Below are 19429 nucleotides of genomic sequence, written 5' to 3'. Positions count from 1 at the left end.
GCTGTAGGTTTGGTGCATTGAATCACAACGCCATGAAAACATTTCGATTATTATTATCTCTCATGATACTAGGTGTCATGATTGCCTGTTCTGAAGAAGATTTGCCTGCGGGACCATCGGCTGCCGAAATTGTTGCTGCCGCCAAATCAAACCTGGAGATTGGATTTGCATCTGGAGAAACGGCTTCCGGAGTGACTACTAACCTGAGCTTAACCTCTTCAGTTGATGGAGTAACCGTGACCTGGGAAAGTAACAATACTGCCATCATTTCTGCTGCCGGGACGGTGACCCAACCGGCCTTTGGTGAAGGTAATGCGACAGTAACGCTGACTGCTACGCTTACCAGGGAGGAAGCATCCGATACGAAAACATTTACCGTCACTGTGCTGGAAGAAAGTCCATCTGATCAGGATATATTAGATGCAACCGCCAAGGAGCTCGTGATCACCTTCTTCAATGGGGAAGATGCGGCCACTGTCAAGCGGGATCTGGGCCTGCCTACTGCACTTTCAAATGATGTGCAAGTTTCCTGGACCACCTCGAATGCCAATGTTTTGGCCGATGATGGCGACGTGACTCGCCCTTCAGTAGACACAGGAGATCAGTCGGTTACATTAACGGCTACCCGAACTTTTGGCTCTGCCAGCGACCAAACTGAATTCACAATTACTGTCATCGCCTATGCACACACGGTGGACATGACTTCCAACATGATTGCTAATTACTTATTTAATGATATGACTGCTAATGATGGAAGTGATAATGAAAGTCACGGAACATTAGTGGAAACCAGCGCGGCAACAGATCGATTTGGTAATGACGATCAGGCCCTTTCATTCGATGGAACTGCCAGTCGAGTTGATCTGCCAAACGGATTGCTGCTCAAGGAGGCAATTACTGTTTCCTTGTGGTTTAAGACAAGCACAGGCGGTGCGTTGATCGGACATCAAAGTGAAGTGCTGGGAGGCAGTGCAAGTCAGTGGGTACCCGTGCTCTATGTGCGACAAGATGAAACCCTGGCTGCTACTTTCTGGACGGGATCTGTGGTGAATATGAATGAAAGTGAATTACAAATGAACGACAATCAGTGGCACCATGTGGTAATTACAGCAGATGGGACAGAACAGAAAATTTACATCGATAATGTATTGACAGGGACAGGTCGGGCGATGAGAGTGCTTTCTGCGATGGTCTTCAACCAAATAGGAAATGCACACACCAATGGATCATGGACTTCCTCACCAAATGGTACCTTCCCTTTTGAAGGAAGCATCGATGATGTCACCTTATTTGAACGAGTACTCAATCCTTCCGAAGTTGAAGTGCTCTATCATGCAGAAAATCCCGCCGCCGAATGAGTGCAGTGATTCTTGATTGAGACTGTTGGGTGAAAAGCGATCTATTTCAGGTCGCTTTTTTAATGATAGGGCAGGGATAAGTCAACTCTTGTGCCTGACTCACGGTCCATCCACTGTCCAATGGAGATCTCGAACTTTTCACTGAATTTCTTACTCAATAAGGCCAAACGTTCCTGTGTAATGGTGGTGGCCAAAGATTCATGTTGCTGTTCGGAGGAGTGACTAATACCTTTTCCATTGTCACAAATAGACAGGTGAATTTTACCTGCAGCTATTTCAAAACGGATTTCTAGTTTCCCGGATTCATCCAGATTGGCATGTTCAAATACATTTTCTACAAAAGGTTGTGCAAACATGGGTGGAACTTTGATCATCTCCTGATCCAGCTCCTCATTCACAATGATATGTGCCTCGAAAGATTGCTGTGTGCACAACCGCTGGATCTCTATATACGCATCTAATAACGTGATTTCCTCGTCTAAAGTGATCCATTCTTTCCTGGAATATTCCAGCGTTGATCGCATGAGTTTCGAGAATTTAGCCAAATACAAACCCGCTTTTTGAGGATCATTGTTGTGCATAAATTGCTGAATTGAGCCTAATGCATTGAAAATGAAATGGGGATTCATTTGTAGCCTTAGCAGCTTTTGTTCCATCGCGGAGACTGCTTGTCGGTGATTGATGGTTTTCTGACGGTTCCAAAGAATTCCTGCAATGGTCAGGGCAATCAACAACAAGGCGATACCGATCAGAAGAATGGTTCTTTGGCGGATTTCCAGTTGTTGAATTTTGCCTTGCTGTGTCAGGTTTTGAATTTCCTGATCTTTGCGATCCACCTCATACTTGGTGGTTATTTCTTCAATCTGTGCCGTTGCATTGGTCAGGTATAAGCTATCTCTGGCATGTGATCGTTTTTCTAAGGCTTGTAGTGCAAGGTCATATTTACCCAGGTTTTTCATGCATACGTACCTGGCATCGTAGATCTCTGTCAGCACCTGGAAGTTTTCTATAGTTGAAATATCTTTTTCAATTTCGTTGAGCACTCCTTCCATCTCCTGATACTTCTTCTGTTCCTGCAAAATCCTTGCTTTTGCCAACTTTGCCTGTAATAATTCATTTTGAATTCCAAATTGATCAAACAGCCTGATTGCTTCTTCGACGGCAGTTATGGCTTTGGCAAATCGACCCATATCCATGAGCGTATATCCTCGCATTCCAAGGGATTTGGCCACCCCAAATTGGAAATCAATTTTTCTGGAGACAAACTCCATCGTATCAAGATAACTCAGGGACTCCTCGAGCCTCCCCATCCTTTGCAGCACATTGGCAACATTGAATATTGCTTTGACTCGATCGGTGGTTTCCTCACCTTTAGTGGCTTCGAAAGGCTTCATGATGTACTGAAGTCCCAATTCGAGTCTTTCCTGACGAATAAAAACAAAACCGATACGATTGTAAAGGTCTGTTACCAACGTGTTGAATTTTTGCTCTTCCGCTATTTGGAGGGCCTCCTTATAGAATTCCTGGCTCTGTTCCAGGGCGTTGATGTCGCCATAATAAAGTCCCAGGTTATTGAGCGACTTTGCAATGCCAAACTGATCCTTCAATTTGCGAAATATGCCAAGACCACTTTTGGTATAAAAAATGGCTGAATCCAACGAAGAACGGTCATAATATGCCTTGCCTAAGTTGACCAACGCTGATGCGGCAGCTGCATTTTCTTGCTCAATGAGTGCGGTGGCCTCTTTCATTAGATGAAATGCATAATTTGGAGAATCCAATGCATATAGCTGATACAACTCATTGAAAGCCTGAATTCTTTTGGTCGCAGGATATTCGGCAGCGGTTAGTTGGAGCAGGCTATCTGTTGGGGCTTGTGCAGCGTTGACCAGAGAACAGAAGCATAGAAAAAGTAGAATAGGCAGCTTTCTCATTGATTGGCGTTAGGCGATAACGAATTTAAAACAATTCGCGAAAAGCAATTTCATGTAGGGAGGTACTTTGCATTAAAAGGTACTGGTTTTTGTATGGTATTAACTATATTGCAATCAGGTTAAATTATTTTTAGGTCATGCTCAAAAACTTTTTCGTCACTTCTTACCGGTCCCTGCTTCGTAATAAAGCCTATTTTTTTCTGGGCGTAATTGGACTTTCATTAGGGATTGCTTGTGTTGTCACCTTGTATTCTATCATTCGATTCCAGGATCGCTTTGATACACATCAGGCCAATTATGATCAGATTTATCGGCTGGTAGGTTCCTACCAGATCGGGGATCAGTCGGGAATGACTGCCACGGTGCCTCACCCTTTGGCCGATGGTCTGCGCGAAGATTTGACCAATGTAGAAGCCATTTCCAATGTCTACATGCTCAATGATCAGGTCAATATTCCTACCAATGATGGTCGGCTGAAGAAGATCAAGCAGCGTCGCATTGCTTTTGTACAACCAGACATGTATGATATTCTGACTTTTGACTGGTTGGCAGGCTCTCCGGATATTACGGATCCTGATGCGGTTTATCTTTCTGCGTCAACGGCATTTAAGTTTTTTGAAACGAATGATTATTCCTCTTTACTTGGGCGCGATATCAATCTAGCCAATAAACATACCCTGATTGTCAAGGGTATTTACCTGGACTTTCCTAAAAGCACAGATTTCCCTTTTGAAATGGTTGCGGGCTATGAGAAGCAGGAGGGAGTCAACGCCTACTATGGAGAAGGCAAGTTGTGGGGACGCCTCAATGGCGGTACGCAATGTGTGTTAAAAATAAACAGTGGGAGTGATGCTCGAGTGACGCAGCGTGATGTAAACATTGCATTTGAGAAACATAATCAAGTTGAGGGTTTTTGGCTGGAAGTGCAGGCATTGTCCGACATCCATTCCGGTAAAGTAGGTAATTATAGTGGTGTCACATTTGAACCGGTTTACAAGATCATTTCTTACACCCTGGCCATCTTGCTTGCTCTGATTGGAAGTATCAATTTTATCAACCTGACCACTGCCAGGGCCATACACCGCGCCAAAGAAGTAGGCATTCGAAAGGTGATGGGAGGGTATCGAATTGACCTGATCGCACAGTTTTTAATGGAAACATTTTTGATCGTACTGATTGCTCTTGGACTTGGATTCATTCTCGGTGAACAATTCCTGATGTTATTCAGCTCACTGATCAACTCTACACTTAGTCTGGCAGATATGCCTACCGTGGAGTGGATTGCTTTTGCGGCGGTAATATTGGTCGCAATGACGCTGCTTTCGGGACTTTATCCGGCGTTGATACTGTCTAAATTTTCGCCAGTTGTGGCAATCAAAACCCGTGTTTCAAACATCGACCAGCAAAGTAAGTTGCCTATCAGGAAAATTCTGGTTGGGTTACAGTTCGGATTTTCAGTTTCATTGATCATCGGTGCAATTGTGATCTTTTCCCAAATGCGATTCATGCGGGATTATGACATGGGGTACCAGACAGACGGGATCATTCAGTTGTTGTTTCCCGAACCTGATCTGGAGCGTCAAAAACGTTTAAAGGTCCGCCTGGAAAGTTTGCCTGAGGTTGATCAGGTATCTGTGCACCTCGGCAGTCCTATGGCCAATACCAACAATACTGATCGATATTTTAGCCCCGAACTTGGTAAAGATCAAGATCAGCAATTCAATGTCAAGAGTATTGATGAAAACTATCTGGACTTATTTGAATTGCAATTAGTCAGTGGCAGAAATCTTCGTTCCAATGACCCTTCCGACAATGTGCTAGTCACTGAGCAAGCCCTGAAGGAATTGGAATTGGGTAGTCCAACAGAGGCCCTGGGCAAAGAACTCCATGCCAGCGGTTGGGATGGTAAGTATCGTATCGTTGGGGTGTTGAAGGATTTCAATTCTTTTTCATTACAAAATGAGCTCATCCCGGTTATGATGCGATATGAAGAGGATGGTTTTTATGAGATGGCGCTAAAGCTTTCCTCTAGCGCAGAATCGTCAGCTGCGTTAGCGAGTATCGAGACCATTTGGGACGAAGTGTATCCTGAATTGCTCATCGAGTACAATTTCTTCGATCAGGAAATCGCCAGTCGTTATCAATTTGAAGAGGTGATGGCCAAAGGGATCTCGTTCTTTGTTCTGATTGCACTGGTGATCAGCATTTTGGGACTTTATGGGTTAACGGATTACATGGCCAATGCCAAACGCAAGGAAGTAGGCATTCGAAAGGTATTAGGAGCAACCCTACAGCAAATCCTGTCCATTTTCGCCAAAGAAGTGACCTGGCTTTTGATCATCGCATTTATAGTCTCCGGTTCGGTGACTTATTTCCTCATGAGTCAGTGGTTGGAAGGGTTTGAATACCGCATATCGCTGGGTTGGGAAATTATTCTCAGTGCCTTTGTCATTACCATTATCGTATCGGCGATTACCATGGGTACCCGTTCCTTCGGAGCAGCACGACTCAATCCTGTGGATGTGTTGAAGGACGAGTAGCATCCAGTGTATGTGGATTGGCAGATTCGAGAAATACCCAGCCAAGAGATTCAAAATCTTTTCTGGCGGGATATCCTGCGATTTTGGTGATCTTTTCAGGGATAAGCAGAAGTTTAACAATGAATTTCCTCTGATCATTCAGTGATGAATAATGATCTTTGAATTGTATCAATACGCGATCTTTCCTGAATCCGGGTTCGTCGAGTGGTTTAGCCAATTTTACAAGGAACCATCCTGAATCATCATTGGACATGAAAAAAGTAGGGGCACGATTTTGCAAGACTACCCGGCTGGTGATTTTTCCCAATACGCCGGCAGGAAAGTATTCCACCAACCCCTGATCCGAATAGTAGGTGCCTAATTGCACTTTCTGATGCACGAAGTTTTGTGTGACAATATCGTCGGTAAATGGATTGATGGAGTAATTGATCTTGCCCCAGTAGTCTTTGATCAGGTTCAACGAACTGAGCTTGGACCCCAGAAAAGCAATTAAAAACGCTCCGGAAAAGAACGCGGAGATCAAAAAGCTATTTGCTTCATCTCTGCCTAGTTGTGCTCCGGTGACGATGTATTCAAACATGATGATCACTGAGAGGGAAATCGCGAGGTAAAATTGTAATCTTTTCGTATTGAAATTCGAGCTATAGGTAAACCCTTTGCTATTATTCAGGGAGTTGTTGAGTACTGTGTTCCAAACGCGGATGATCAGCAGAAGGAAAAAGAAGAAAAACAGGTACAGTTCCGCGAAAATCCAATAATCATACAGACCGTGGACCAAAGCTGCTAGCCCCCAAAAGATAAAGAAGGCGACTATGTTGTTTAGGTTTTTGTATTTGAAATTAGCAAGAACAAATCCATAGGCAAAAATGGATGAATCGATCATGTGACCTACTGCAGCTGTGAGTGCCCTGCCTGTGATGATGTTTCCGTAGGTGCCGTCAAAGTAGAGGAGGTTTTCAGAGAACCCAAACCCAAGTGCCGAGATGCTTGCAAATAGGATGTATTCGTAGGCTTCCAACTTACGTTTGATGACTACCATGATGATGAGAAGCGGTATGATTTTCACCAATTCTTCGATGGCTCCAATGCCGATTACACTCCAGGTAAACGTATTCCAGAACTCACTATCTCCGGACCACTGACGCAGCAAGTCGCTCAATAAAAAAGTAAGGAATGCGAATCCCATACCCAGCACCAGGCAAGCGATCAGTTCCTTGGATCTTAATTGCTGGAAAAAAGCAAGTTGGGTTACAAACCGAAACCAAACCATTAAGATAAGAAAGGCTGCAAGTATGCCAATGGGATTGATGTCCTGAACGAAAAAGGTAAAAATCGTTCCGTAATAACCGGAAATATTGAAATCAAGCAATTGTACTTCTCTCCTTATGTCCAGTGGGAAATAATCGAATGCGTTCTCTTTTGATAATAATTCGGAAAGTGCTTCGTAATTGTCTCTTTGAAAGTGATAATTGATCAGCCAATTTGCGGCATGTTCGTGAGCGCCTTCTTTCAGTTCCAGTTCCCGGAAGAGCAGATCGATGGCCAAATCTTCTTGATCCAATCCGGCATAAGCCATGGCTTTCGTGTAGAAAAAATAACGTCCCTCATAACCTTGACTGGTCATGTCAAGAAAAGTAAGAGCACTATCATATTCCGCTAGTTCCAGAAGTATGTAAGCTTTTCCCCAATAGGCTATGTCCTGATGCCCCAGGGAGGTGATGGAGTCATAATAGGAAAAAAGACTCTGGTGTTCGTCATTTACGGACAGATGTGTAAGGATAAGATCTCTCTGATATTCGGGGATGTTCATGTGTGAATACCGATGAAAATTTATGCTATCCAGGTAGGCATTTTTTTTAGGAGAGGTTATTTCAATTAATTCTTCAGCTTCGTGAGTAGGGCTCGTCTGAAAGGAGGAATTGACGAAAATCAGGCCAACAGACACGAGAAAGATGATCCATAGATTGGATGATAGGAGATTCGTTTTCAGATAGAGTTCTCGATCTCTTGCTTCCCGATACCTTTTGCGGTGCATGATCAAATAGGGTGCAAGGAATAGGAGGATGAAAAACATTAGGGTAAGTTATTTTGGTAAAAGTCCGTACGAAAATAAGAAAAATACCAAATCAGTGCTTGCTTACTTTCCTATCTGGTCTTAACTGCTAACAAATTCCAAATGATGTTCCTGATTAAGACAGGGGCTTAAACTTCAGTCAAGGTCTCTCGTATTGTCCAATGCTTGAGCAATTACTTCTTTTTCCTTTGATGACTGATCAGAATTACCTTGATTTATCCTGATGTTTTGATGATTTTATTGGCTTCTTTCAGAAAGAACTGGGAAGGATTGTCGGTTTTTATAGATCGTAAAAACAATGCTTTTGCCCATTGAATTTGATTGCGTGAAGCAGATAGTCTGAGGTAATTTTTGTCCAAACTTTCTTCACCAAAGCGAATCCGATCCAGCGCATCGGCATCTTTTAGCGTCTTCAACAATTGAATGTTTGGGATGTCGCTATGGAAGTTGTCTTTTTTACAATGAAGGGTTACGACTGCCTTAATTTCCTCTATGGCGTCATCATCCAAACCCAGGTTGAGCCATGTTGGATAAAATTGTGGTAGTTTCTGAATCACTGCCAGTTGACCATGGATCTCACAGGGGCTATCATGAAGGCGAGAAAGGTCATGTAAGAATGCAGCGCAAAGTGCCTTTATCACCTCGGAATATTCCAGGTTAAGTGTAGAACATAGTTTCAGTGAATTGAGCATGACCCGGGACGTATGGTCCATATCATGCCCTCTATTGGCTTTGGGAAAATACTTAGTTGATAGACAATTCGCGAAAAATTCAAGCACCTGACTATAATTTGGCCTATCGGCAATTAGCTCTTTAGGATGGCTGTAAGAGTTGAGTTTTCTGAGTTTTCCAACAAATAAAATTTCAGTGCTTGGGTTAGGATAACCAGGATGACTTTTCCCATTCCAGTAATTAAACGCTTGTGCTGTGTAATCATCGCTAGGAACGATCTGCTCTGGAATCCATGAAGCATCGGCTGCGTGAAAAGTGCCTTCACATTCAAATTCATAGATCACCGATGGATTGACACGGTTCAATTCCTGAAACCAATACCTTATATGCTGGCGGTTAGTCAGGTAGATACTATGCGCCCTGGAAGGTAAATGGCTGAAATGTTTGACACGTATGCTTTCAAATACATTTTCTACCAATCGGCGATTTGTAAATGTCAACGCATCAGTAACATGCGTGATCAGCTCCTTTCTCTCACCAAGATCTAATAGTTCAGGACCGAAGGAAGATAGCGCTCGGATCAAGTCAATGGAATGATCAGCTACGGCTAGTTGAGGCCGATAGCCTCTAAGATTGATCGTATTCTGATTGAATTGATCTCCTGACCAGTCAATGACTTCATTTTCGTTGAAGTAATCGATGGCAAAATCCTGATTCGATACGTGATAGAGGACCTGGCGGTCAGACATTTTTATCCTCCAACAGTAACAGAAGGCGGCCGATGCAGACTTCCTTTGATGCTTTGAAGCTCATCTGCATTGAGCAGTCTTTGAGAGGATGTTTCGGAAATCTTAACAGATTTTGGTGATGATTTAGATGAATCGAGCTTCAACATGATTTCAATGATTAAGGGTTTATGTTTTGCCAGCCAGGCAATGTTTTATGGCTATGAAGATAAGAAATTCTTTAGTTACAGGAGTTTATTGCATGAATTTTGAGAAACGTATTGTTCAATAATTACCGTAGCTCTGGTCTTAGTGGCTCACTAAGACCAATCTAGCTACTGTACTCAATAAAATGTACTTGAATCCCCATCAAGGCCTCCGGCATTGTCCAATGCCCCTCCAGAAGCACTACTAAGCGGGCTGTTTTCATCCTGGGACGCACTGGCGTCAGATAATGTGGTTTCTGTTAACTGATCCGTGTTTAGTTCTATGCTCAACAGGTCATCTTCACAGGAAAAGAGGACCAAACCGATAATAAGTATCAGAAAAGTTTGTATTCGTTTTATTTTCATGATTTAGTGAATTTGGTATTTCGTGTCAAAATTTTAATGAATAAGAATGCTTGATGGATCAGGATATTCTGATCGTTTTTTCAACATCACCAGTTAGGGTGAGCGAAATGGCCCTTCTGTTTTCAGGGGCGGGTTCTATTCGAAGGTTGAGTTGATTTTCAGAGTGAGGTAGTAGGATAGGTAGTGTTGCCTGGATCCAACTGGTGGTGGCGCCATGTGGGGCATTGGTGAGGTCAATTTCGGGTGAAAGATGCAATGTGAAGTAAGCACACAAAGCTTCACAAGGGCCAGGGATTTGAGTTGCTTCTTCAATGATTTCCGTTACCTCTAGCGTTAAGTATCGACCGACGAAAATGGAATTCCCAACTGCTTCAGGGTCGAGCTTGGAGACCGATGATTGAAGGCTGGATTCGTTTGCCAGACATTCCATACGCACTTCATCGAATCGATCATCGAAGACGGAATATAGATTATCGGGAGCAGTTTTGATCGGGGCCAGATAAAGACTAAAAGCTTCAGGGATCATACGACCTCCGATTTTTAAGTGCCGTTTCGCGCATTGCTGCAAATCAGGTATAGCGCCTTCATCCAGTGCCCAAAATCCAAATGTTTCACTGACCATCACATCTGCTTTTTCGGGTAGCTGTACCTCGGCAAAGTCGGCCTGAACCACTTCGATGATCTGGTCAAAACCATTTTCTTTGGCCAGCTTAGGGATCATCAAAGCCATTTCGCTATTGTCTATGGCATAAACTTTGGCCGCTCCGGCCTGGGCCGCATAGACGGATAAAATTCCTGTTCCTGCGCCGGCATCAATGACCACATCACCCTCGGAGACGGTGGCAAAGATGGCTTCACGGTATTTCGACAATCGCTCCTGATCGGCAAGCATTTTTCTGTGCACATCGAATCCACTGAAGAACCCGAAAAAAACAGGAGAGTCACGCTCTTTGTTGGCCGCTACCAACAGGTTTGCTTCGACCAGACTTTCCATGAGGTGAAGGGTTTCCTTTCCGAATTCTCCTTCAAAGTCCCTGGAGGTTCTGGGTGCATCAAAATAGGCCAGTACTTCAACGATCACCGGGTCGGTAACGATGCCGACGCCACCGGCATTGGACCGAATGAATATTTGTGATCCTTCAAACGTGATCACTAGATCTGCTAGTTTTTTGTAGGGTTGGTTGTTTTCCATGCATGAAAAAACCGAAAGAGAATGCTCTTTCGGTCATTGATTGTCAGTTTAATTAATAGATGGCTGCTTAAAACAGATCATCTCCATCCTGCCCACCCTTGATGGACTTGAGTGCTTTTTGGCTAAGTTTTTTCATGACTTATTGAGAGAGCTGGATTAATCAGCACGACGAGTGGGCCCGCCATAGATGGTATGCAATTGCACTTTAGTGATTTTTACAGCGCTTAATTTATTGGTTCTTTTCATGATTATTTATAGAAGTTATAAGCCCCTACATGATCCAATTCTGCGCGACGGGTAGGACCGCCATAAATTGTTTTCATCTGGACTTTCGTGATTTTAACTTGACTTAAATTCAAGGGTTTAATGGAACGTTTCATAATTGTGATCATTAGTTTCTATGGGTAAAGTCGCAGAAGATGTTATTTCCTGGAAAGGCCCACAAAATCAATATCAGCCCCCGGGTCTTCACTGGTGGCGTCAGTGCCTGCAATAATGGTTTGCATTTGTATGTTGGTGAGTTTCTTCATGCTCATCTCCACCAATCTTGTAGATCCGATCCAGCTTTCACAGCTTTCAATTGTTTATTGCTAAGTTTTTTCATAAATCTGTTCAAGCACGCCCGGGACGTTTCCTGCCTCCTTTGATGGTTTGTAATTGGGTTCTGGTGATTTTTTTCATGGTTCAGTGATTTAATGAATGGAAGTAAAAAGATTTTTGCTAAACGGAAGAGTCGTTATTTCCACTCTTTTGGCCAGCATCCGCCACGAACAGATTGCTGTGATTTTATTGTAATTCGTTTCATTGTTTAAAATGGTTTAAAGGGGAATAATAAAGTTGATCTCGAATCAGACTTTCCAAGCTTTTGGCCAACCACCTTGAATGGATTTTTGAGAACTTTTAGGAATTGGTTTCATGATATGTATGGATTAATTGATCGTGATTGAGAAAGAGTTACTTAAGTCCATCTACTCCCTTGAAGTATCCGGCTTTAATAGTTTGCATACGTTTTTTAGGTACCTTAATCATGTTAGCACGCTTATTATTTATGTAATTTATTCGGCTGAGTTCTGTCTATATCACCTACGTCTTGCGCTCCACCTTTTACAATCAGTAGCGCCTGCTTCGTTAATTTTCTCATCACCCGTTTCTTCTTCCGGTGCCTTTGGGTATTCTGAGATCACCGCCTTGGAGGGTCTTTTGCTGTTGAATTGTCAATTTTTTCATAGATAGATACTTTAGTTGTTTTCAAGTTAAAAAATTAATTGAGCAAATACTAATCATGGCCGGTAAATAGGAGCATTGAATTGTGATTGACAAAAAACGACACTTAGCTGCATTTATTGGATTAGAAGCATTGTATTTCAGGTAGCCTATTTTACCTTTAAACCCAATCAACCTTAATATCATTATGAACCGCATACCTACCCATTGTTGGGGCAGAATATTCTATTGCCTCACCGCCTTCATGCCAAATATTGGGGTTGTGTAAACCTAAAATTTCATAAAAACCATGAAAATCAAATTACTAGCAAGAAAGGTTGGCGCTACCTTATTATTCCTATTGGCGTTTACCGTTATTTCTTATGCTCAGGTAGACCCTCGACTCAAAACCGAGGCATCTACTTATGATGGTCATCAATTGTACAAGATGACCAAGATCTTTGACAACAACATTGCTGAGTATTCCAACACCCCCAAGCGTATTGGTGATAATGCCATCGATCGTGCGGAAGCTGAGCGACAAATGTTGGTCAACCCATATACGGGTGAATTTCCGGTAGAAATCTGGATGAAAGAAGTGGAATTTGCACAAGGTATTCAGCCTTTTGTAGAAGAAGCGAAATCTCCGGAAGAAGCCCGATTCTTCCAGAATAGAAGATGGAGAAACAGAGGTCCTTTCAATGTTGGGGGTAGAACCCGCGCATTGGCAATTGACCGAACCAATGAGAATGTGATCCTCGCCGGTGGTGTTTCAGGTGGTTTGTGGCGATCCGAAGATGGTGGAGAGTCATGGAGAAAGATCACGAAACAATTTCAGCATCCGAGTATCACTTGTATCGTGCAGGATCCAAGGCCTGGTAAAGGGCACATCTGGTATTATGGAACTGGTGAGGGGGTAGGAAACTCAGCCAGTGCTGCCGGTGCATTTTATCAGGGAAATGGTATCTATCGTTCATTCAATGGCGGTCGTTCTTTCCATGTTTCCAGAAATACGCAGGACGATGATCCTGTAGAATTCTCTCCCTTTGATCTGGTTTCCAATATTGCAGTGCATCCAGTAACTGGCGATGTATATGTATCTACCAGAGATGGGGTTCATAAGTCTACAGATTTTGCCAGAAACTTTACACAAGTATTGGAGGGAGGATTTCCTAACTGGACAGAAGTGATCGTTACCAATAGTGGTACCTTGTATGCCGCGATAGAAGCAACAGGGACACCAAACGCTGGTGTATTCACTTCAACCGACGGAGATACCTGGACGAACATCACACCTGTAGGATGGTCACCATTGACAGGTAGAACTGTGCTTGGTTTTGCACCTTCCAGCGAAAACATCGTATTTGCTTTGGCAGAGAATGAAGCAGGTACATTAGGATTCCTTTGGGAGTACAACGCGGACGAGCCTGACAGCACGGCATGGACAGATTTGAGTGTGAATCTGCCGGCACTGGGTGGTTCAGTAGGTAGCTTCAATTCTCAAACAAGCTACAACCTGATCGTACGGGTTCACCCAACAAACCCAAACCTGGTATTTGTTGGCGGGACGAACATCTATCGTTCATTCACGGGGTTCAGAACTCCTGCAGGACAGGACAGCTGGATCGGTGGTTATTCTCCATTGAATAATGTAAGCCTTTACACCAATCAGCACCCTGATCAGCACGAATTAGTATTCTATCCGTCTGATCCGAACAGAGCACTTTCTGGTAATGACGGAGGAGTTTTCCGTGCGGAAGACATCACAGAAATCAGCGGCGGCGTTGAGCCGGTAACCTGGACGGATCTGAACCGGGGATACATCACCACACAACCTTATGTAGTGGCATTCGATCCTGAGTCGGAGAATGAAGACTTACTCTCGGGATTCCAGGACAATGGAACCTGGTTCACAGATTCAACTGAGTCTGATGCTACCTGGATTGAAGATTTCGGTGGTGACGGTGCGTATGCAGCTATTGCTGACGGTGGACGTACGCGCTACGTTTCTGCTCAGCGAGGTGTGGTTTTTCGACTTAACTTCGACTCGCTAGGAAACTTTGAGTCTTTCGCGAGAGTACAGCCTTCAGGAGCATCAGGATTTGGCTTCATTGCGCCATTCATTCTTGATCCTCGCAATGACAACATCATGTACATGCCCGCTGGCAACCGCATGTGGAGGAATAATGACCTGGATGGTATTCCATTGTTCTCCAACGCAACTACTTCTGTGAATTGGACAGAAATGACCAATTCAATCGTTCCGGGAACCATTACATCTTTGGATGTATCTACTTTCCCAGAAGCCAACAAACTTTATTTCGGTACCAATGCTGGTGGAATTTATCGCATTGACAATGCGAACATTGACGGTTCTACGTTGGTAGACCTGTCAACGGGCAAAGGTTTACCTCCAGGCAACGTGGTTTGTATGACGGTAGATCCTACCAATTCTGATCGTGTGTTTGCTGTCTTCTCGAACTACAGTATTCCTAGTATTTTCTACAGTGAAGATGCCGGAGATACTTGGACAGATATCAGTGGTAACCTGGAGGAAAACCCTGATGGAACTGGAAGCGGACCTTCTGTAAGGTGGTTAGCTGTTGAAGGAAATTCTGAGGGATATTATGTAGGTACAAGCGTTGGTCTTTACTATGCCAGAACCATCCGTCCTAATAACCAGAGATGGTGGAGAAGATGGAGCACCAGAATCGGAGAGACGGTCGTTGCTCAGGTCAAAACCCGTAAGGATGGATTTGTAGCAGCTGCTGTTCATGGTAATGGCTTGTATTCTGCCTTCGACTTTGTGAGAAGAAGAGATCAGCCTGAATTGATGGCCAACTTCTTGTTGAATGATTTCACCGTTCCTGTAAATGCTCCGGACACGACCATCTCTATTGCCGGACTTTTCACCTTCGAAGAAGACGAAGGACGCAGAAGAAAATGGTGGGAGCAAAACGAAGGTGATGATGAAATTACAATCACATTGACCAATAGCGACCCCAACTTGGTAACAGCTGTACTTGTGGAAGATGAAATCCAGATCAGCTTTGCCGCCGATACCCTCGGTAGTGTAACTATAGGGTTAGTTGCATCTACTGAGAATGAAACCGTAGCGGAAGGGTTTACCATCAACATTGCGGAATTTCCGATTTACGAGCAATTTGAGCCGGCTGTAGGTAGCCGACCTTCACAAAATTTCCTTGATTTCGGAGCGATTGCTCAAACGGCCGCAGACGTGACGGTACCTGCAGGTCAAAACTGGACCATAGAGCGCGTTTTTGCTGCAGGTGGAGCTAATAATGCACCATTGTTGACCAGTGCTACAGTCGTGATTTACGATGATGCCGGTGGCGTACCAGGAACGGAAGTGTATAACAGTGGCGCTTTCGCACCAATTTCAAATCCAGCAAGCACGAATCTGGATCTGGAATTGCCTACGGCTGCTACCTTGGGTGAAGGTACTTACTGGATCAGTGTTTATGTAAACTTGAATTTCTTCCCTAATGCGACCCAGTGGTTTTGGTCTACTCAGGCCTCTGTGGTTGGAGAGCAGGGCTTCTTCAGAGATCAGGCTAACCTGTTCGGTGCAGGAGCGACGGACTGGACGCCAGCTTCAATTTTCGGAGGAGTAACAGATCAAGTATTCCAGCTGTATGGTTCTGTTAACGATGCATTTGGTGGAGTTGACACTGAGTCTGCCCCTGATTTGTTGGGACAGACCAACCTTCCAGTGGAGCTGAAGATCTGGCCTAATCCATCTGCTTCTTCGTTTAGCTTGCAGTTTGGCGATGAAACGGAAGGTGAGAAGCAAATTGCGATCTATGACCTTCAGGGAAATGTTTTGTTGCAGCAAGTGCTTGACGAGAGAACTCAGGACTTTGTTTGGGATGCCTCTTCCCGACCAACAGGACTTTATTTGATCAAAGTCGCTGCCGGAAATGGTTCTTCAAAAGTATTTACTGTACTGAAGCGATAGATAATTATTTAAAGATCAACGTTTAATAGAAATGCACTGGTAATTTTATCGGTGCATTTCTTTTTACTTATGAAGTCGATTTTCCTGTTTCTGACGCTATTCCTTTTAGCCTTACAGGTTTTGGCGCAGGCCAGTCCGTCAAAACCAACGATTAGTCAGGTTCATGGGGTTGAAGAATTACCGCCTGGAACCATTAAAATCATGGTAAGCCCTTTGCGAACCAATTGGGAGGATACATCCTGCCGACAGGAAATGCGGCAAGTAGGCGTGAAGGTACTGCAGGTGATAGCGAGAGGCAGCGGATTGATCCACGTACTTAATCAGGGAGATTCGCTTAACGTTCGCCTATTGAAGGGAATGACTTTTTCTGAAGACAGCCTCGCAGACAAAGACACCCTGCTGCTGAAAGAACAACTCTGTACTTTCGAGCAGACCTATTTCAATCTGATCAGGAAGGAGTAGGGGGCTGATTACTTAGCTACCTCTTCCAGCTCCGCAATCACTATCTTTTTCATTTCAAGCATGCTGTTCATGACCGCTTCTGAAGTATCCGGATTGCTCATCAATTCCCCTAATTGACTAGGAATTACCTGCCATGAAATGCCAAACTTGTCTACCAACCAACCACATTTACTGGCTTCACCACCTTTCGTTAATTGGTCCCAGCATTGATCGATCTCTTCCTGATTTTCGCACTCGAGCACAAAAGAGTTGCCTGGAGTAAAATCGAAATCGTGTCGGGCATTATTACTCATCGCATTGAATATGGTGTTGTTCAGCTTGAATTGAGCGAATTGATGCGTGCCTAAAGGTGCTCCCGCGCTGATCGGGTAAGGAAGGCTGGTTAAGAATAGGGTGTCGAAGATTGATTCATAATGATCAAAAGCTTCCTGGATCAGGGCGTATTTCTTATCGGTGAACAACAGGCTTGGGACAATCTTTTGTGGCACCTTGATGTCATCAATATCTAGCTGCCAGCTGACACCAAATTTGTCCTGTACCCAGGCATATTTACTGGTCCATGGATACTTGTTCAATGGCATCAATACCTTTCCTCCTTTCGAAAGGGCCTTATAGATGCGTTCAATTTCCGCGTCATTGCCGCAATAAACAAAATACGATACCGCAGGGGTCATTTGATATCGCGGACCACCATTTAATGCAGTGAATCGATAGCCGTTCAGGTTGTAATGTGTGACCACTTCATCACTATGAATGATTTCACTGTTCTTGAATGTTTTACAGTGGAAAGCTGCTGCTTCGGCTGCTTTTCCATTGAACCAAAGGCAAGACGTAATGGGCGATTTCATTTAAATAGGTTATTTCTTCCCGACCTGAAGATAGGCACTTTCTAGTGCACTTTTGACAACTTCTTCTGCGCAATTACCCAATTCAAAAGTGGTCCAGCCTTGCGTGCCCCATTTGTTAGGAACCGCATAGATGTGGTCTCCGAGCTCACAAAAAGCTTTTTGATCTTCAGGGGATAATTTAAGGTTAGCGGAATCGGTTGCGTGGTGAAGTGTCGCGAATATCCGTTTCCCGATCACTTTGAAAGCTGTTCGGTCAAAATGAGGTGCTTGTTCCGTGTTCGGAAAGGACAGTGCTAACTCTTTAAAAACCAAGTGTTTTGATGGGATTTGCATTTTTTTTGCCTGATCAGTGACTTCATGAAAATTAATGCAATGGTTTGTAAAATCAGAATTGATTTTGTGGTTCTTGATGTTCCTGACTTTTAGTATAGTTTTGAGCAAAATCTAGCCAAATGAAAAGCAGTCAATCATTTTTATCACTACTTATTGCCTTGGTGGCCTTTAGTTGCTCCACTCCACAGCAGGCTGAGCAAACATCCGAGGTGGAGACAACTACGGAAGAGTTTAAATATGCTCCTCCATTGCCTGAAAACGGCTCTTTATTTGGAATCGTGGAAATGGGGGGAACAGGTTTTAATTCCTTCATTGTCAATTTGGATACCGTAGGTAACTGGAAATTGGAAAAGGCTAACTTCGGTGAAAGTAATGTGTATGAAGGAGATGCGACACTGGAAGCCGTCCGATCAGGGTTAGAAGCCTACATCGCAGGTATGTTGGAACAGGGAGTAACAGGTGATAAGATCCATTTTATTCAAAGTAGTACCGCAAGTTCAAGTGAGAAAGTACAGCAGATCAATGTCGCCTTGAAGGAATTGGGTTATGCGATCAATAATGTGGATGTGGAGAAAGAAGGAATTTTTGCCTTTAAGGCTATCATGCCTGCTCCTTTTATCGAGAATTCTTTTGTGGTGGATATCGGCTCAGGAAATACGAAGGTATCCTGGATGGAAGGTGGAGAGATCAAAAGTATCAGTTTTGAAGGATCGAAATATTACCAGAAAGGCTTAAGTGATGAAGGTGTTTATGCAGCCATCAAAGCTCGAATTCTTGAAATTCCAGCTGATAAGACCTATCACTGTTTCATGATTGGTGGTGCAGCATATAACCTTGCAAAATTGAATGATGATTACAGCGATAGGTATACACCTTTGGATAATCCAAACGATTATCAGGGAATCGAAGATCCTAAAGTGTTGGCTGGATTGAATATCTACAAAGCGCTTTATGACAATCTTGAAAACTGTAATGATTACGTTTTTGATTGGGATGGTAACTTTTCTATTGGGTTTTTACTGAGTATTCAGTAGCTTATGAGATAAAAAAATAAAAGCCTCAGTAGTCAAGCAACTACTGAGGTTCAATACCCTCTAATAGCCATTTTTCGGCTACCACTTCCCAGTCGAGATGCTTCGAAGCATCAATGTACCTTTTTGCTTCATCTTGTTTCCATTCCTTAGTCAACCTTCGTGTTTGCATTTTTACGAGCGCACTATCAATGACCGTGGCTGAACGAACAATGCGGTCAGCAGTCCACTCAGGATGCGCACTTAGGATCGCTTGACTTTCAGGGGGTAGGGGTTTCATGTTTCTTACATCTCCTAGCAGGCCGAATTTTGATGGCAGCAAATCCAGCATTGCTCTAAACTCATCTTTATAGGCCTGCATTTCTTCGGGTTCGATGAATCCGTCAAAGGTTAATTTGACTCCATAATTTTGGCGTTCGATCTTGTACATGGTCAAGTCCGTTTTTGTGGCGGTACGGGAAGATAATCACAGTAATCTTCTGAAAATAGCCATCCCTAACGGAATA

13 protein-coding genes are annotated in these 19429 nt (G+C 43.6%); 5 read left to right on the top strand and 8 right to left on the bottom strand.

Annotated features, from left to right (window positions below; genetic code table 11):
* Positions 1-32 precede the first annotated feature (32 nt).
* Positions 33-1358: a LamG domain-containing protein gene (locus R8G66_20130; GenBank protein MDW3194698.1), complete on the top strand. Its 1326-nt coding sequence runs from the start codon at positions 33-35 to the stop codon at positions 1356-1358.
* A 59-nt stretch (positions 1359-1417) separates the two neighbouring features.
* Here R8G66_20130 and R8G66_20125 read toward each other — a convergent pair whose 3' ends face one another.
* Complete coding sequence (locus tag R8G66_20125) at positions 1418-3292, bottom strand: histidine kinase (protein MDW3194697.1); 1875 nt, start codon at positions 3290-3292, stop codon at positions 1418-1420.
* Between the two features lie 137 nt (positions 3293-3429).
* Here R8G66_20125 and R8G66_20120 point away from each other — a divergent pair, with 137 nt between their 5' ends.
* Positions 3430-5832, top strand: coding sequence for an FtsX-like permease family protein (locus R8G66_20120; GenBank protein ID MDW3194696.1), 2403 nt, complete (start codon positions 3430-3432; stop codon positions 5830-5832).
* On the opposite strand, the gene R8G66_20115 is transcribed toward R8G66_20120, so the two are convergent.
* From R8G66_20115 to R8G66_20100, 4 genes are all read right to left on the bottom strand, one after another.
* Positions 5801-7906: a PrsW family glutamic-type intramembrane protease gene (locus R8G66_20115; GenBank protein MDW3194695.1), complete on the bottom strand. Its 2106-nt coding sequence runs from the start codon at positions 7904-7906 to the stop codon at positions 5801-5803. The two genes, R8G66_20120 and R8G66_20115, sit on opposite strands and share 32 nt — an antisense overlap.
* A gap of 215 nt (positions 7907-8121) precedes the next feature.
* The gene (locus R8G66_20110; protein MDW3194694.1) at positions 8122-9327 is read right to left on the bottom strand and encodes a DUF2441 domain-containing protein; all 1206 of its coding nucleotides are present in this window, start codon (positions 9325-9327) and stop codon (positions 8122-8124) included.
* A 320-nt stretch (positions 9328-9647) separates the two neighbouring features.
* A complete protein-coding gene (locus tag R8G66_20105) occupies positions 9648-9875 on the bottom strand; it encodes a hypothetical protein (protein ID MDW3194693.1) in 228 nt (75 codons plus the stop codon).
* A gap of 58 nt (positions 9876-9933) precedes the next feature.
* Positions 9934-11067, bottom strand: a complete 1134-nt coding sequence (locus R8G66_20100) for a 50S ribosomal protein L11 methyltransferase (GenBank protein MDW3194692.1) — start codon at positions 11065-11067, stop codon at positions 9934-9936.
* A gap of 1513 nt (positions 11068-12580) precedes the next feature.
* On the opposite strand from R8G66_20100, the gene R8G66_20095 reads away from it, so the two are divergent.
* Both R8G66_20095 and R8G66_20090 read left to right on the top strand, forming a co-directional pair.
* Positions 12581-16249 carry a T9SS type A sorting domain-containing protein gene (locus tag R8G66_20095; protein MDW3194691.1) on the top strand — a complete coding sequence of 1223 codons (3669 nt, stop codon included), beginning with the start codon at positions 12581-12583 and terminating at the stop codon, positions 16247-16249.
* Between the two features lie 69 nt (positions 16250-16318).
* A complete protein-coding gene (locus tag R8G66_20090) occupies positions 16319-16711 on the top strand; it encodes a hypothetical protein (GenBank protein ID MDW3194690.1) in 393 nt (130 codons plus the stop codon).
* A gap of 8 nt (positions 16712-16719) precedes the next feature.
* On the opposite strand, the gene R8G66_20085 is transcribed toward R8G66_20090, so the two are convergent.
* Together R8G66_20085 and R8G66_20080 are read right to left on the bottom strand one after the other, a co-directional pair.
* The gene (locus R8G66_20085; GenBank protein ID MDW3194689.1) at positions 16720-17559 is read right to left on the bottom strand and encodes a VOC family protein; all 840 of its coding nucleotides are present in this window, start codon (positions 17557-17559) and stop codon (positions 16720-16722) included.
* Between the two features lie 9 nt (positions 17560-17568).
* Positions 17569-17892 (bottom strand): MmcQ/YjbR family DNA-binding protein, encoded by a 324-nt coding sequence (locus R8G66_20080; GenBank protein MDW3194688.1) that lies wholly within the window; start codon positions 17890-17892, stop codon positions 17569-17571.
* A gap of 119 nt (positions 17893-18011) precedes the next feature.
* Here R8G66_20080 and R8G66_20075 point away from each other — a divergent pair, with 119 nt between their 5' ends.
* Positions 18012-18926 (top strand): hypothetical protein, encoded by a 915-nt coding sequence (locus R8G66_20075; protein MDW3194687.1) that lies wholly within the window; start codon positions 18012-18014, stop codon positions 18924-18926.
* Positions 18927-18966: 40 nt separating this feature from the next.
* On the opposite strand, the gene R8G66_20070 is transcribed toward R8G66_20075, so the two are convergent.
* The gene (locus R8G66_20070; protein MDW3194686.1) at positions 18967-19353 is read right to left on the bottom strand and encodes a hypothetical protein; all 387 of its coding nucleotides are present in this window, start codon (positions 19351-19353) and stop codon (positions 18967-18969) included.
* Positions 19354-19429: the final 76 nt, after the last annotated feature.

Source organism: Cytophagales bacterium (assembly GCA_033344775.1).
Taxonomy (GTDB): Bacteria; Bacteroidota; Bacteroidia; order Cytophagales; family Cyclobacteriaceae; genus JAWPMT01.
Note: the sequence above shows the minus strand (reverse complement) of the source record. Positions and strands in the feature narration are given on the sequence as shown.